This is a genomic window from Pseudomonas sp. DP-17, assembly GCF_022380625.1.
In the GTDB taxonomy this organism is placed as follows: Bacteria; Pseudomonadota; Gammaproteobacteria; order Pseudomonadales; family Pseudomonadaceae; genus Pseudomonas; species Pseudomonas nitroreducens_A.
This window is the reverse complement of the sequence record NZ_JAKSXG010000001.1, coordinates 271014-285690: the sequence shown is the minus strand read 5'-3', so window position 1 is coordinate 285690 and position 14677 is coordinate 271014. Positions and strand designations below refer to the sequence as shown.

Annotated in this window: 16 protein-coding genes; 7 read left to right on the top strand and 9 right to left on the bottom strand. The window is 66.5% G+C overall.

The window, feature by feature from the left end; translation table 11 throughout:
* Window positions 1-11: 11 nt before the first annotated feature.
* Window positions 12-416 carry a hypothetical protein gene (locus tag MJ122_RS01320; RefSeq protein WP_088416747.1) on the top strand — a complete coding sequence of 135 codons (405 nt, stop codon included), beginning with the start codon at window positions 12-14 and terminating at the stop codon, window positions 414-416.
* Window positions 417-571: 155 nt separating this feature from the next.
* Here the strand turns inward: MJ122_RS01320 and MJ122_RS01315 are convergent, their stop codons facing one another.
* Window positions 572-1774: a GGDEF domain-containing protein gene (locus MJ122_RS01315; RefSeq protein ID WP_239741892.1), complete on the bottom strand. Its 1203-nt coding sequence runs from the start codon at window positions 1772-1774 to the stop codon at window positions 572-574.
* Window positions 1775-1993: 219 nt separating this feature from the next.
* On the opposite strand from MJ122_RS01315, the gene MJ122_RS01310 reads away from it, so the two are divergent.
* On the top strand, window positions 1994-2707 hold the full coding sequence (locus tag MJ122_RS01310; protein WP_239741889.1) for a lipoate--protein ligase family protein: 714 nt from the start codon (window positions 1994-1996) through the stop codon (window positions 2705-2707).
* A gap of 58 nt (window positions 2708-2765) precedes the next feature.
* On the top strand, window positions 2766-4580 hold the full coding sequence (locus tag MJ122_RS01305; protein ID WP_239741888.1) for a monovalent cation:proton antiporter-2 (CPA2) family protein: 1815 nt from the start codon (window positions 2766-2768) through the stop codon (window positions 4578-4580).
* Between the two features lie 99 nt (window positions 4581-4679).
* On the opposite strand, the gene MJ122_RS01300 is transcribed toward MJ122_RS01305, so the two are convergent.
* Complete coding sequence (locus tag MJ122_RS01300; protein WP_088416750.1) at window positions 4680-4946, bottom strand: hypothetical protein; 267 nt, start codon at window positions 4944-4946, stop codon at window positions 4680-4682.
* Window positions 4947-5194: 248 nt separating this feature from the next.
* Window positions 5195-5917 (bottom strand): RNA pseudouridine synthase, encoded by a 723-nt coding sequence (locus MJ122_RS01295; RefSeq protein WP_239741885.1) that lies wholly within the window; start codon window positions 5915-5917, stop codon window positions 5195-5197.
* Between the two features lie 105 nt (window positions 5918-6022).
* Between MJ122_RS01295 and MJ122_RS01290 the strand changes: the two genes are divergently transcribed.
* A complete protein-coding gene (locus tag MJ122_RS01290) occupies window positions 6023-6646 on the top strand; it encodes a hypothetical protein (RefSeq protein ID WP_239741883.1) in 624 nt (207 codons plus the stop codon).
* A gap of 22 nt (window positions 6647-6668) precedes the next feature.
* Here the strand turns inward: MJ122_RS01290 and MJ122_RS01285 are convergent, their stop codons facing one another.
* The 3 genes from MJ122_RS01285 to MJ122_RS01275 form a co-directional block, all read right to left on the bottom strand.
* Window positions 6669-7277 carry a DUF4893 domain-containing protein gene (locus MJ122_RS01285; RefSeq protein ID WP_239741882.1) on the bottom strand — a complete coding sequence of 203 codons (609 nt, stop codon included), beginning with the start codon at window positions 7275-7277 and terminating at the stop codon, window positions 6669-6671.
* Between the two features lie 55 nt (window positions 7278-7332).
* The gene (locus tag MJ122_RS01280; protein WP_239741880.1) at window positions 7333-8430 is read right to left on the bottom strand and encodes an AI-2E family transporter; all 1098 of its coding nucleotides are present in this window, start codon (window positions 8428-8430) and stop codon (window positions 7333-7335) included.
* 198 nt (window positions 8431-8628) lie between these two features.
* Window positions 8629-8829, bottom strand: coding sequence for a hypothetical protein (locus tag MJ122_RS01275; RefSeq protein WP_024765957.1), 201 nt, complete (start codon window positions 8827-8829; stop codon window positions 8629-8631).
* Window positions 8830-8986: 157 nt separating this feature from the next.
* On the opposite strand from MJ122_RS01275, the gene MJ122_RS01270 reads away from it, so the two are divergent.
* Both MJ122_RS01270 and MJ122_RS01265 read left to right on the top strand, forming a co-directional pair.
* Complete coding sequence (locus MJ122_RS01270) at window positions 8987-10759, top strand: ABC transporter transmembrane domain-containing protein (RefSeq protein ID WP_239741877.1); 1773 nt, start codon at window positions 8987-8989, stop codon at window positions 10757-10759.
* Between the two features lie 155 nt (window positions 10760-10914).
* Window positions 10915-11751 (top strand): S1-like domain-containing RNA-binding protein, encoded by an 837-nt coding sequence (locus MJ122_RS01265; protein ID WP_239741875.1) that lies wholly within the window; start codon window positions 10915-10917, stop codon window positions 11749-11751.
* 5 nt (window positions 11752-11756) lie between these two features.
* Here the strand turns inward: MJ122_RS01265 and MJ122_RS01260 are convergent, their stop codons facing one another.
* Both MJ122_RS01260 and MJ122_RS01255 read right to left on the bottom strand, forming a co-directional pair.
* Entirely contained in the window at window positions 11757-12170 is a 414-nt protein-coding gene (locus tag MJ122_RS01260; protein ID WP_239741873.1) for a DUF5064 family protein, read from the bottom strand.
* A gap of 177 nt (window positions 12171-12347) precedes the next feature.
* Complete coding sequence (locus MJ122_RS01255) at window positions 12348-12902, bottom strand: hypothetical protein (protein WP_088416758.1); 555 nt, start codon at window positions 12900-12902, stop codon at window positions 12348-12350.
* Between the two features lie 239 nt (window positions 12903-13141).
* On the opposite strand from MJ122_RS01255, the gene def reads away from it, so the two are divergent.
* Entirely contained in the window at window positions 13142-13681 is a 540-nt protein-coding gene (gene def, locus MJ122_RS01250) for a peptide deformylase (RefSeq protein WP_239741872.1), read from the top strand.
* 112 nt (window positions 13682-13793) lie between these two features.
* Here def and MJ122_RS01245 read toward each other — a convergent pair whose 3' ends face one another.
* Complete coding sequence (locus MJ122_RS01245) at window positions 13794-14651, bottom strand: MurR/RpiR family transcriptional regulator (RefSeq protein ID WP_088416760.1); 858 nt, start codon at window positions 14649-14651, stop codon at window positions 13794-13796.
* Window positions 14652-14677: the final 26 nt, after the last annotated feature.

Below are 14677 nucleotides of genomic sequence, written 5' to 3'. Positions count from 1 at the left end.
GAGGTGGATCGATGAAGGGCAGAGTGCTGGCGCTGGGCGCCATGCTGGTTCTGGGTGGTTGCGTGGTGCAGCCGCCGCAGCCGGAGCAACCGCCATCGCAGACTCCGCCGCCTTCGCAGCCGAGCAAGCCGATCCCGCCGGCCAAGACCTCAAGCTCGCCGATCACCCCGCAGCCCGGCGCTGCGCCGGCTGCCAAGCGCCCGACCCAGTTCGCCCCGCCGCCCGGCGGCAAGGGCCGCTGGGATGCCAGCCTGGGCGTCTATGTGATCCAGGGCCAGAAGAACCTCTTCTATCGCCAGCGCACCTATTACCACTGGGACAACGGCTGGTACTGGGGCGTCGGCCCGCAGGGTCCCTGGACCGAAACCGACAGCAGCGGCGTACCGCCGGGGCTGACCCGCAAGTACGCGCAGTAACACGATCTGCAGTCCTGCTCCGTCGTATCCCTTCACGTAGGAGCGGACCCTGTCCGCGATTGGCTGGCCTCGCTCCGTGACAGGCCTGAGCGGCAGCCGATCAATCGCGGACGGAGTCCGCTCCTACGCGCCCCTGCAGCCAGGGGCTCAGGCGTTCAATCGAACGTCCCCATCTCCGTTCCCAGTTCGATCACCTCCACCCGATTTCGCCCGCTCGCCTTGGCCTTGTACAGCGCCTTGTCCGCTGCGGCGTAGAGGCCCTCATAGGTGCCCGGCACGCCAGCCTCCAGGCAGGCGATGCCAAAGCTCGCGGTGAGGTAGAGCAGGCCGTCCTTCATCGGCAGCGGGGTTTCTTCCAGCAGGCGGCGCACCTTCTCGGCGATCACCCGCGCCTGGAGCTGTGAAGTATCGGGCAACAGCAGCAGGAATTCCTCGCCGCCCAGGCGCGCCACGCTGTCGCCGGTGCGGGTGTAATTCCTCAGCAGGCTGGCGGTGTGGCGGATGACTTCGTCGCCCAGTGGGTGGCCGTAGCGGTCGTTGATGAACTTGAAGTGATCCAGGTCCACCATGAGCAGGCTGATCGGCGCCGGCTGGCGGGCGGCGCGCGAGAGCTCCATGCCCACCAGCTGGTCGAACTGGCGGCGGTTGAACAGCCCGGTCAGGGGGTCATGGCCGGCCAGGTATTCCAGTTGGCGATTCTTCTCCTCCAATTCCAGCCGTTGCTGGCGGAGGTACTCGCGCTGGCGCAGGTTGCGCACATGGCCGTGCCAGAGGATGAACGACAGCACCAGGCCGATGCCGCAGATGGTCAGCCCACCCATCTGGTTCGACAGGCGCAGCTGTGGGCTGGCCTGGGTCAGCGCCATGGTCAGCTCGAGGCTGGCCAGGGCGAGGATGTAGAGGGCGATGGCCAGGCCCGGGCGCAACAGGATGAGCAGGGCGGTCGCCACCGAGGCCATGAGGAAGGGCGTGATGCTGCTGGTAACCTGCTGGTCGGCGCCGGTGATGGCGATGCCGAACCCCAGCACCAGGGCGCTGCCCAGCACGGTGAGCAGTTGCATGTACCACAGTGGCGCGCTTCGACGCGGTGGCGAGGCCAGCCAGGCCAGCAGGCCGAGGAGGGAAAAAAGCACGGCGACCACGGCGTGGACTCGGATGATGTCCAGCCGCCAGCCGTCATACTCGGGGCTTGAGCCCTGGAGGTTGAGGCGGAATACCAGTATGTGGATAAGGTCGAAAGGCACCGCCAGCAGGGCGGCGAAGTACAGGCGCCGCAGGTTTTCCCGGGCAATGGGCAGCGCCAGCGCGTCGTTGACCGCGATGGCGTGGTGCAGTCGCTGGAGCAAGGTCCTGGGCACGGGCTCTGGCCTCCTGCGCAAGTGCCGGCCAGTAGCAGGATAGACGCAGCGCCGCTGCGCTGCGGTGCAGATTGAAATCGACGTAACTCTGCACGACATCGCGGCAGTCACAGGCCGCTACGCTGAGAACTCCGAGTCAGGCGACAAATTGGCCTGGAACATTGTCGGATAAGCCCTCTGCGGGCATAGTCCGCACCCGGTTAATTCAAGGACGCTGTCATGAACAGAGTGAAACGACTGTCGGCGCAACAAGGGCTCGATGCCGAACGTACGCTGCTCGATGCCGCCTTCGCCGGTGAGCGCGACAGCGGCCTGCTGTTCTGGAGCCCAGTGGAACAGTCCCTGGTGATGCCGCGTCGGCTGAGCCGCCTGGAGGGCTTTGCCGCCGCCGAGGCCGCCTGTGCCGGGCTGGGTTGGCCTATCGCCCTGCGTGACACCGGTGGCGAGCCGGTGCCGCAGTCCGCCGGGGTGCTCAACGTCGCGCTGGTCTACGCGATCCCGCCGCGCGACAACGAGCAGACGCGCATCGAAACGGCCTACCTGCGCCTGTGCCAGCCGCTGTGCGACTGGCTGGCTGCCCTCGGCCTCGATCCGGGCCTGGGGGAAGTGGAGGGCGCTTTCTGCGATGGCCGGTACAACGTCAACCTGGGCGGTCGCAAACTCGTGGGCACCGCCCAGCGCTGGCGCCGCCGGCCCGGCGACGGGCGCTACGTGGTATTGGCCCACGGCGCCATCCTCATGGAAAACCAGCGCGAGCCGATGGTCGCGGCGGTGAATGCCTTCTACGAAAACTGCGGGCTCGAAGCCCGCGTGCGCGCCAGCAGCCATGTGGCGCTGGACGAGCGCTACGAACAGCCCTGGGACCAGGTGGACGCGCTGGCCGGGCAGTTCCAGCGTCACTTGCTGGCCGAGGGCGTGGCGCTGGATGTGTGAGAAGAACGACGTGGGTGGATCTTCGCTTCGCCCCAAACCTTCCAAGGAGTCTCGAACGATGGAACATGGGACGAATTACCTGCAGTCGGCAGCGGTCTTCCTGCTCGCGGCGGTGTTCATGGTGCCGCTGGCCAAGCGCCTGCAACTGGGCGCGGTGCTCGGCTACCTGCTCGCCGGGGTGTTCATCGGCCCTTCGCTGCTGGGGCTGATCGACAACCCCGAAAGCGTCGCCAGCCTGTCCGAACTGGGCGTGGTGCTGCTGCTGTTCATCATTGGTCTTGAGCTTTCGCCCAAGCGCCTGTGGGTGATGCGCAAGCAGGTGTTCGGCGTCGGTCTGGCGCAGGTGCTGCTCACTGGCCTTGCCATCGGCAGCGTCGCGGTGCTGGCCTTCGACATGCCGGTGAATACTTCCGTGGTGCTGGGGGGCGGCCTGGCGCTGTCGTCCACCGCCTTCGGCCTGCAGATCCTCGCCGAGCGCAAGGAGCTGAACAGCCCTTACGGCCGCCTTGGCTTCGCCATCCTGCTGTTCCAGGACATTGCCGCCATCCCGCTGATCGCCATGATCCCGCTGCTGGGCGCGCGCGCCGACTCGGCAGCGCCGGGCGGCGACCTGGGACATGTCCTGGAAGTGGTCGGCAGCATCGCCGTGGTGGTGATCGGCGGGCGCTTCCTGCTGCGACCGGTGTTCCGCTCGGTGGCCCGTACCGGCCAGGCTGACCTGTCCACCGCCACCGCGCTGCTGGTGGTGGTCGGCACCGCCTGGCTGATGGAGTGGGCTGGCGTGTCCATGGGGCTGGGCGCCTTCCTCGCCGGCCTGCTGCTGGCGGACTCGGAATACCGCCACGAACTGGAAGCGCAGATCGAACCCTTCAAGGGCCTGCTGCTCGGCCTGTTCTTCATCAGCGTGGGCATGAGCGCCGACCTCGGCCTGCTCAAGAGCGAGCCGCTGGTCGTGCTTGGCCTGACCCTGCTGCTGGTGGGTATCAAGTTGCCGCTGCTGTTCCTCATCGGCCGCCTGGCCGGTGGGCTGGACAAGGTCTCGGCGATCCGCCTGGGCGTGCTGCTGGGCGCCGGCGGCGAGTTCGCCTTCGTGGTGTTCAAGCTGGCCCTGGCCCAGGGGCTGATGGACGGCAAGCTGCATGCGCTGCTGGTGCTGTGCATCACCCTGTCCATGGCAATGACGCCGCTGCTGGTGCTGGCCCTGGCGCGCAGCATCAAGCCCAAGCCCGCTGTGCTGCGCGAGCCGCCGCCCGAATACCGCCAGTTGCCGGACGACGCGCCGCGCGTGGTGATCGCCGGCATGGGCCGGATGGGCCAGGTGGTCGCCCGTATCATGCGCGCCCAGGGCGTGCCCTTCGTCGCGCTGGACACCTCGGTGGACACCATCGAGCTGACCCGCAGCTACGGCAATATCCCGATCTTCTATGGCGACCCGCTGCGCCCGGAGATCCTGCGCGCCGCCCAGGTGGAGAAGGCCGAGTTCTTCGTGGTCGCCACCGACGATCCGCAGACCAACATCGAAACCGCGCGGCTGGTACGCAAGCTCTATCCGCACCTGAAGGTCATCGGCCGGGCGCGTAACCGCCAGCACGTCTACCACCTGCTGGACGCCGACGCGACGCCGGTGCGCGAGACCTTCCACTCGAGCCTGGAGATGAGCCGCCTGCTGCTGACCGGCCTTGGCTTGAACGAAGAGCAGGTCGCCGCGCGCATCCGCCGCTTCAAGCGCCACGACGAAGCGGTGCTGATGGCCCAGTACCGCGTCTACGACGACGAGACCGCGGTGATCCAGACTGCACGCGAGGCGCGCAAGGAACTGGAAACCCTGTTCGAGGCGGACCACCTGGAAGACCAGGGCATCGGCCACCACTGACGGGGTGGCGTTGTTTCGGCAGGTGAGAAGGCATGCGAGCGCGGCAGGGACGGCGCGCTCGGTGTCGGCAGCCGGATCGGACCGTTATCGAGGTGGGTATCAGGCCGTTCTGGCGAGAATCGCTTCGTTCGCCGCGCCCACCAGTACCGGCCGGGCCATCTGATGCTTCACCGCTGGACGCGGCTGGCGGCTGACCGAAGGACGACGGTCGGGGATGACCACGGCCGACCCCGGCGAGCGCAGGGTCAGCACGGCGATGATGCTGACCACCACCACGGTGGCGAGCACGATGCTGGCCAGGGCGACGTACAGCAGCAGCTCTACCAGGGAGCCGACGAGCAGCAGGAAATCGAGAATGACTTGCATGGTGGTGTCCTCTTGACGATCCGTTGGGGGCGCCTCGCGAGTAGCTTGTTCGCCCCTGCGGCCTGACTGCGGGGCCGGCGAATCTCCTGCCAGCGAGTTGATGGGGCAAAGATGCCGCGCGCGGACCATCAAGAGAACTGAATGCGTCGACTGGTGACTATCGACGTTATCGATAGCGGCCGAAAGCCGCGGACTAGAAGGGCGTCCCGGTTATTCGAGGGCACCTGCGACCTTCGTCTGGCAGACGCTCAGAACTTCTCGCCCGGCTGCAGGAAGCGCCATTGGCCGACGGGCAGCTTGCCCATGGCCACGCCGCCCAGGCGCAGGCGGCGGATCGACAGGGCTTGCAAGCCGACCGCGCGGCACATGGCGGCGATCTGGCCGGGGCGGAACTGCTTGCCGGCGAAGCGCAGGCGGTTCTCGCTCTGCCAACTGACTTTCAGCGGCGGCAGTTCGCGGCCGTCGATCACCAGGCCGCGGCACAGGCGCTTGAGGCCGTTATCGGCGATCTGCCCGCTGACCTCGACCACGTACTCGTGCTCGATGTTGTCCGCCTCGTCCACCAGCCGGCGCTGTACGCCGCGGCTCTGGGTGTAGACCAGCAGGCCGCTGGCATCGGTTTCCAGCACCGTGGTGTTGAACTGGTGGCCGAAGTGCTTGCGCAGCAGCCGCTGCTGCAGGTTGTCCTCGGCCCAGCGCTTGTCCGGCGTCAGCAGTTGCTGGGCGGAGTTGGCGCCGTTGCCGCTGCCCAGGCCGACCGGCTTGTGTACCAGGATGGTTACCGGCGGAATCGGGTCGGCGGACGCACCGGGCAGCAGTTCGATGCGCTGGGTGTCGACCTTGAACTGCGGTTCCTCCACGCGCTGGCCGTCCACCGTCACCCAGCCGCCCTCGATGTACAACTCGGCTTCGCGGCGCGAACAGGGCAGCAGCTCGGCGAGGCGCTTGGACAGGCGGATGGCTTCGGACATTTCGGGTAACCAGGCAAGGGGAAGGCTCCCATTGTAACCGCAAGCCGGCGGAATGATCCGCGCCTTGGCCGGTCACAACCTCTGAGCGAGCAACGAGGAAGCACGATGCGGATCACCCTGATAGACGGCTTGGGTTGGGACCTGGACGAACACGGCAGCGGCGGCCTGACCAACCGGCGCGGCGAAAAGGTACACCTGCGCCAGGGCGACATGGACGGCGCCTGCGGGCCGTACTGCCTGGTGATGGCCATGCTCGCCCGCAACCAGCTGGGACGCCGCCAGGCCAAGGGGCTGGCGCCGGTGGATTCGCGCACTCGTTACGGTCGGCTGATGGAGGCGCTGAACCAGCATGAGACGCTGGTGCGCGTCGGCACCACGGGGGCCGATCTGCTGGAGCTGCTCAAGGTCATCAGCGACAAGGAATACCGGGTCGAGCGCGGCGACGGCGTGCGGATGGTAGAACTGACCCGTCGCCATCTGGAGGACAACATTCCGGTTGTGCTGGGTATCCATGGACGCAAGGACAGCGACATTCGCCACTGGTGCCTGGCGGTGGGGATGTGCGAGGACGCCTTCTTCCTCCTCGACCCGGCCCACGATCTGCAGCGCGGGCTGGCCTGGAACGCGGTGCTCACCACCCAGGCCAATGGCTCGCGCTTCGGCTATCGCTACCTCAACGCAAAGGGGACCTGGGCGGTGACGCTCAAGGAGATGGTGGCGCTGCTTTGAGCCTTGCCTGCTGAGGCGCGCCTCAGCGGGTGAAGCGGAACAGGTTGTAGCCGCCGAGCTGCTCGGGCACCAGCAGCACGAAACCGTCATAGGCATTACGCACCACGCCAACCACGTCGGTCTCGCGCGCCGCCGTTTGCTCCAGCCCGCTGTAGCCCACCTGTGGCTCGTCGTTCACCGAGGCGCCACCGACGAATACCAGTTGCCTGTCGTCCAGGCGTTGCAGATAGCCGCTGATGCGTTGCGAACCGCTGGTCTTCTCCAGGAACAGGCCCTTGGGCATCTGCCGCACGGAGCACTTGAAGTTCGGGTAGCCATAGAGTGCATCAGCCTCGAGCTGTACCGAGCGGCACTTCCAGTTGCCGGTGAGAGCGGCATCGGTGAGCGGCTCCGGGTCTTCCAGCACGATGCGGTAGAGATTCAGCGCGTCGTTGCGGGTGGTTTCGTCCTCGCTCTGCTGGAGCTGGTCGAGCAACTGCTTGACCTGCGCGTCGAGGGTGGTCAGGCGCTGCTGGTCGGCGGCGTTGATCACCGCGGGCCAGATGACGGCAGGCTCTTCGGCGAAGGCCAGCGGGGAGATCAGCAGCCCGGCGGCGAGCAGGGCAGCGGTGAGGGAGCAGCGTTTCGACATCGTGTGCATTCCATTGCGAAGTGGGGCCCGCGATCCGGGGGCGCGGGCCGGGGATTCAGGGAACGGGTTCGATGGGCGGTGCGACGGGCGCCTCGCGCTCATGGACCCAGGACATGAACAGTTCGTAACCCAGGGCCAGCACCACCGGGCCGACGAACAGACCGATGATGCCATTGCTGAGCATGCCGCCCAGGGCGCCGATCAGGATCACCGGCATCGGCACCTTGCCACCTCGGCCAAACATCAGCGGCTTGAGCACGTTGTCGCTGAGGCCGCCAGCCAGGGTCCAGATGGTGAAGAGGATGGTGATCAGCAGCGAATCGTTGGTCATGAAGACGTAGATGATGGCCGGCAAGGTGATCAGGACCACCGGCAACTGGGTGATGCCCAGCAGCAGGACGCCCAGGGCCAGCAGGCCGGCGCCGGGAATGCCCATGACGACGAACCCCAGGCCGAGAATCATCGTCTGGATGAAGGCCACGCCCACCACGCCCTGGGCCACCGCGCGGATGGTGCCGGTGCACAGCTCGGCCAGCCCGGGACCACGGTCAGGGCCGGAGATGCGGATGGCGATGTCGCAGGAGGTCCGGCTGCCCAGCTCACCGTAGGCCATGATGACCCCGGCGATGACGAACGCCGCGAGGAACTGCATCAGGCCCATGCCGGCGCCGGCCGCCTGGCCCGCCAGGGTCTTGGCGACGCCCTGCAGGTGAGGCGCCATCTGGTGGACAACGCCCATGAAGTCGGTGGCGACGCGGGTCCAGAAGGGATAGACGTACTGCCCGATCACCGGCCAGTTCTGTACCGACTCGGGCGGCAGCGGGATCTGCAGGGTGCGGTTCTGGATGGCATGCACCAGGTCGCGCACGGAATCGGCCATGGACATGCCGATTACCACCACCGGCACCAGCAGGATCACCAGGCCGAGCGCCACGATCAGGGTCGCCGCGCTGTTGGGCCGCTCGCCGAGCCAGCCGCTGAGCAACTGGTGCAGCGGGTAGAGGGTGATGGCGAGGATCACCGACCAGAGCATCAGGTCGAGGAAGGGGTGGAAGATGCGGAAGCAGAAGACGGCCAGCAACAGGATCAGGCCGGCGCGGATCAGCACATCGAGCAGGTTGCGCGACAGCAGCTTTTCCGGAGAGGGCAGCATGGGGTGCTCCTTGCGAGTGGCCGGGAGTTGGCCAAGTCCTGACTATGGATGGACTCTGCCCGAGTGCAAGGCGTGCAGGCAACACAGGAACAACGGAATTGCGGAGGTTTTGGTGTAAAGCGAGCGGGGTGACGCGGAGGATGGTGAGGCGGAGAAGGCGGGCAGCCTGCCGGGAGCCGGCAGGCTTGCCTGCGAATATTACTTCTTGCCGAGGCTGATATGGCGACTCGGTGCGCCGTAGTTCTGACCAGTCACGCCCTTGGCGATCTGCTGGATCTCACCGCCGGAGTTCAGGAAGGCGGCGATCTGGGCTTCCAGAGCTTCGCTGGTCGCGGTAGCGGCGGGAGCCTTGGGGGCTGCTTTCTGGCGGGTGGAGGGCTTGGTAGTCATATCTGCCATACCTGTCTGCGCAAATTGGCCGCTCATTGTACATCAAACGAGCAGCTTTCGGGGCGGTTATGGAACGAACGGTCCCATTCGCTTGCCTGAATCGTCCTTCGCGCGCGGCGTGCCGGCGGTGCTACCCTCTGCCCACTCCGGCCGTTCAGAGCCCGCCATGTCCCTGTTGTCGTCCCGCCAGCGCAACGCCTTGCGCCTGGCTCGCTCGTTTCTCGCCCCGTACCGGTGGCGCGCGCTCGGCGCCTTGCTGGCGCTGCTGTTCACTGCCGCCATTACCCTGTCCCTGGGGCAGGGCATCCGCCTGCTGGTGGACCAGGGGTTCATCACCCAGTCCGAACAGCTGCTGACCCGCGCCATCGGCATTTTCTTCGCCCTGGTGCTGTGCCTGGCGGTGGGCACTTTCGTGCGCTTCTACCTGGTGTCCTGGATCGGCGAGCGCTTCGTCGCGGACATCCGCCAGCGTGTGTTCGACCACCTGATCGAGTTGCACCCCGGCTTCTACGAGAACAACCGCGCCTCGGAGATCCAGTCGCGCCTGACCGCCGACACCACGCTGCTGCAGTCGGTAATCGGCTCCTCGCTGTCCATGGCGCTGCGCAACGTGCTGATGCTGCTGGGCGGGGTAATCCTGATGTTCTTCACCAACGCCAAGCTGACCAGCATCGTGGTCGCCTCGCTGCCGCTGGTGATCGCGCCGATCCTGCTGTTCGGCCGCCGCGTGCGCAGCCTGTCGCGCCTCAGCCAGGACCGCGTGGCGGACGTCGGCAGCTACGTGGGGGAGTCCCTCGGCCAGATCAAGACGGTGCAGGCCTACAACCACCAGGCGCAGGACCGCGCACGCTTCGGGCGCACGGTGGAAGGCGCCTTCGACACCGCACGCAAGCGCATACTGCAGCGCTCCTGGCTGGTCAGCGTGGTGATCCTGCTGGTGCTGGGCGCGGTCGGCGTGATGCTCTGGGTCGGCGGCATGGACGTGATCGCCGGGCGCATCAGCCCCGGCGACCTGGCGGCCTTCGTGTTCTACAGCCTGATCGTCGGCATGGCCTTCGGCACGCTGAGCGAAGTGATCGGGGAATTGCAGCGCGCGGCCGGCGCTGCCGAGCGTATCGCCGAACTGCTGCGGGCACGCAGTGAAATCCATGCGCCGGTCACCGACCTGCTGCGCCTGCCCGAACGAATCGTCGGCAGCATTGACCTGCAGGGCGTGCGCTTCGCCTACCTATCGCGCCCGGAGCAATGGGCTATCGATGGCATCGACCTGCGCGTGGCGCCGGGCGAGACCCTGGCGCTGGTCGGCCCCTCGGGTGCCGGCAAGTCCACCCTGTTCGACCTGCTGTTGCGCTTCTATGACCCGCAGCAGGGGCGCATCCTGATCGACGGCCAGCCCATTGCCCAGCTCGACCCGACGGACCTGCGCCGCAGCTTCGCGCTGGTGTCACAGAACCCGGCGCTGTTCTTCGGCACGGTGGAAGAGAACATTCGCTACGGCCGCCCCGGTGCCAGCGATGCGGAAGTCGAGGCCGCCGCCCGCGCCGCCCATGCCCATGAGTTCATCCTGAGACTGCCCCAGGGCTACCAGACGCACCTGGGTGAGAGCGGCCAGGGATTGTCCGGCGGCCAGCGCCAGCGTTTGGCGATTGCCCGCGCGTTGCTGGTGGACGCGCCTATCCTTCTGCTCGACGAAGCCACCAGCGCGCTGGATGCCGAGAGCGAACACCTGATCCAGCAGGCGTTGCCGGGGCTGATGCGCGACCGCACCACGCTGGTGATCGCCCACCGCCTGGCTACCGTGCTCAACGCCGACCGCATCGCGGTGATCGAGCGCGGCCGCATGGTGGCGCTGGGGCGGCATGCGGAACTGGTGAGCAGCAACGCACTGTATGCGCGTCTGGCCGAGCTGCAATTCGGTCAGGTGGAGCAGCACTCATAGGAGGGGGCTTGCTCGCGAACTGCTTGAGTGCGCAGCTGCCGGAAAGCATGGGTCGCGAGCAAGCTCGCTCCTGCAAAAGCCGGCATTCGCCGGCTGAAGGCGCATCCTCGCGCCAATGCGCGTAGAATGCCTGCCCCGTTCACGAGGTAAGCGTCATGGCAGTCATAGGTCGATTCAATTCGTTGCAGGTGGCCAAGCACACCGATTTCGGTCTCTACCTGGATGGCGAGAGCCACGGCGAAATCCTGCTGCCCAAGCGTTACGTGCCGAAGAACGAACCCACCGAAGTGGGCGACTGGCTCAACGTGTTCATCTACCTGGACAGCGAAGACCGCCTGATCGCCACCACCCAGAAACCCAAGGTGCAGGTCGGCGGCTTCGCCAGCCTGAAGGTGGTGGAGGTCAACCGCGTCGGCCTGTTCCTCGACTGGGGCCTGCCCAAGGACCTGTTGCTGCCGCACTCGGAAGAGAAGCGCCCGCTGCAGGTCGGCGATTATTGCGTGGTCTACGTCTACCTCGACGAGCGCAGCCGCCGCATCACCGCCACCGCGCGCCTGGACCGCTACCTGGACAATGTCCCGGCCAACTACAAGGCCGGCCAGCAGGTGGACCTGCTCGTCGTCGAGCGCACCGACCTCGGCTACAAGGCCATCATCGATGGCAAGCACTGGGGCCTGATCCACAAGAACGAAGTCTTCAAGTTCATGCGCAACGGCCTGCGCGAGACCGGCTACATCAAGGAAATGCGCGCCGACGGCAAGATCAGCCTGAGCCTGCAGCCCGCCGGCGCCGGCCTTTCCGATGCGTTGAGCGAGCAGATACTCAAGGCTCTGCGCGAGGCTGGCGGCCAACTGGCGCTCAGCGACAAGAGCCCGCCGGACCTCATCGCGAAGCAGTTCGGCGTCAGCAAGGGCAACTTCAAGAAAGCCATCGGCGGCCTCTTCAAACAAGGCCTGATCGTCATCCACGACGACGGTATCGAACTGGTCTGACCGGCTCAGCCCCGCCCGCGAACAATGGACTCGGCCACTGCGCAACGCGGCTCGGCCGGGGCCAGCGAGCCCATGCGCTGCAGGTCGACCGGCGTGCCCGGCGCGGCCTTCAATCGACGGCGCAGGTCGTCGAACACCCGGTCATGTTCCTGGCGAAAACGCAGCACCGGCCCGTGGCAGACCCGCAGGCCGTGGCGGCGCAGAATGCGCGTGGCGCTGCCGGCGAAATTGAAGGCGAGGTCGCCGGGCAGGTCGAAGCCGTCCTTGAACGGCCGACCGTCGATCTCGCCGTCCAGTTCGAACTTCACCCGTGCGTCGCGGCTGGCCGCACTCTCCACGCTGTAGCTCAGGCGGATGCGGTATTGCTGGGCGTCGAGGCCGGCGATGGAGCGAACGGTGACCTCGCTGGGCATGGTCATGCTGTCCTCCTGGGGGACGATACGGTCTGAGCGCGATAGGGGCAGTCTCGAACCCGTGGATGCAGTACCGAATGATATGCATCAAAGGTAGGTCGTTTCTGTAGGAAGCGGGCACATAAAGGCCCGCCCGCACCGTGATGGGCGGTGCGGGCGGGCATTGCGGCTCTATGGCAGTCGTCACATCATGTGGCGGAAGCGGTTCCAGGCGTGCTCCATGGAAAGCCACCAGGCCGGCGCGGCGTTGCCAAAACCGGCGATCTCCAGGCGCGGGTGGTGGCGAACCACCATGTCCAGCACCGGTTCCTGTTCGGGCTTCACGTCGACGAAGAAGACGTGGCGACCTTCATGCAGGTTGTCCTGGAAGCGGCGGACGTCGCCGCTGGGGCGCTGCAGGCCGAAGAAGCTGCTTTCCCACAGGCTGAAGCCCAGCAGCACTGCGGCCAGGAAGACCACCGGAATCCAGCCGGCCGCTGTCTGCGTCCAGCCGCTCAGGTAGCCGACCACCAGTACCAGCACGGCCAGCGCGGCGCCGATCATCAGGCCGATCTTGCCCCAGTGCACCACGTCCTTCTTCATCATCGAGGGCACTTCGTGGAGGCGGTGTTCTTCCAGCTCCGCGTCGCTGTCGCTGAGCACGTGCATCTGCTCGATGCCGATACCGCTTTGGGAGAGCTCCTGCTCGACCTGCTCCAGGTCGTCCAGGTTGTCGCTGATGTAGTAATGCCTGTTCATGACGGACCTCACGCCCCTCGGAATGAAAGTTCCCCCCAGGGTTCGACCGCCATCTGCCGTGAAAATCGGCAAATATCCGTCGTTAGATGGTTGTCGTCGACGTTCAGTCTAACACCGTGGTCCTGTGGGCCCCGCGGCGCTGCCCGGCGGTCGCGGGCTTGCCAGACCGGTCGCAGGGACCGAGGATGCAGCTCTCATGGGAAGCATGCCGCTTTCACTCAACGGCGAACGAGGCACAGATGATCCGCGACATTCTCAAGATGGGCGACGAGCGCCTGCTGCGCATCGCCCCGCCGGTGCCCGAATCGATGATCGGCAGCGCCGAACTGCAGCAACTGATCGACGACATGTTCGAGACCATGCGCCACGTCGGCGGCGTTGGCCTGGCCGCGCCGCAGATCGGCGTCGACCTGCAACTGGTAATCTTCGGTTTCGAGCGTAGCGAGCGCTACCCGGACGCACCGGCAGTGCCGCCGACCATCCTGCTCAACCCGGTGATTACGCCCATCGGCAATGAGCTGGAGGAGGGCTGGGAAGGCTGTCTGTCGGTGCCGGGCCTGCGCGGCGCGGTGAATCGCTACCAGCGTATCCGCTACCAGGGTGTCGGCCCGCAGGGGCAGCTCATCGATCGCACCGTGGAAGGCTTCCACGCCCGCGTGGTGCAGCACGAGTGCGACCACCTGATCGGCCGCCTGTACCCGTCGCGCATTACCGACTTCAGCAAGTTTGGCTTTACCGAGGTGCTGTTCCCTGGGCTCGATCCCCAGGCGGACGACTGACCGCAGGGCCAACGGTGGCCCCACCCGGTAGGCGCGGACCTTTTCCGCGAAGTCCCAACCGTGCAGGCCGGCATCGCGAAGGGGCTCCGCTCCTGCGAAACTCCCACTTGCCTCAGTCTTCCTCGTCGAGCTGGTAGCGTGTCGGCACCAGGCTCTCCTTGATCCTGCGCAGGTGTGGTTGGAAGTCCACGCCACGGCGCAGGGTCACGCCGGTGGCGAGTACGTCGAGGACGGTCAGCTGGATGATCCGCGAAGTCATCGGCATATAGATGTCGGTGTCCTCGGGCAGCGGAATGTCCAGGCTCAGGGTGCTGGCGCGGGCCAGCGGCGAGTCGGCGGCGGTCAGGCCCAGCACCGAGGCGCCGTTCTGCCGCGCCAGGTGCGCCACGTCCACCAGCTCGCGGGTGCGACCGGTGTAGGAAATCACCACGAAGAGGTCGCCGGTGTGCGCCACCGAGGCGATCATCCGCTGCATCAGCACATCGCTGTGGGCCGACACTGCCAGGTTGAAGCGGAAGAACTTGTGCTGCGCATCGAGCGCCACGGAGCTGGAGGCGCCGAGGCCGAAGAAGTGGATCTGCCGGGCCTGGATCAACAGGTCCACGGCGCGGTCGATCAGCTTCGGATCGAGCAGCTTGTGGGCGCTGTCGAGCGAGGCGATGGTGCTGCTGAAGATCTTGCGCGTGTAAGCCTCGGGGCCATCGTCAGCGGCCACCGCCTGGGTCACGAAGGCCGCGCCGCTGGCCAGGCTCTGGGCCAGCTGGATCTTCAGCTCGGGGTAGCCGCTCATGCCGAAGGAGCGGCAGAAGCGATTCACCGTCGGCTCGCTGACGCTGGACGCCTGGGCCAGCGCGGCGATGCTGAAGCGCGTGGCCTGCTGCGGGTCGCGCAGGATCACCTCGGCGACCTTGCGCTCGGCCTTGTTCAGCTCTTCCAGACGGCTCTGGATCTGCTCCAGCAGGTTTTTCATCCGCACTCCTTGGGCAATCGACGGTT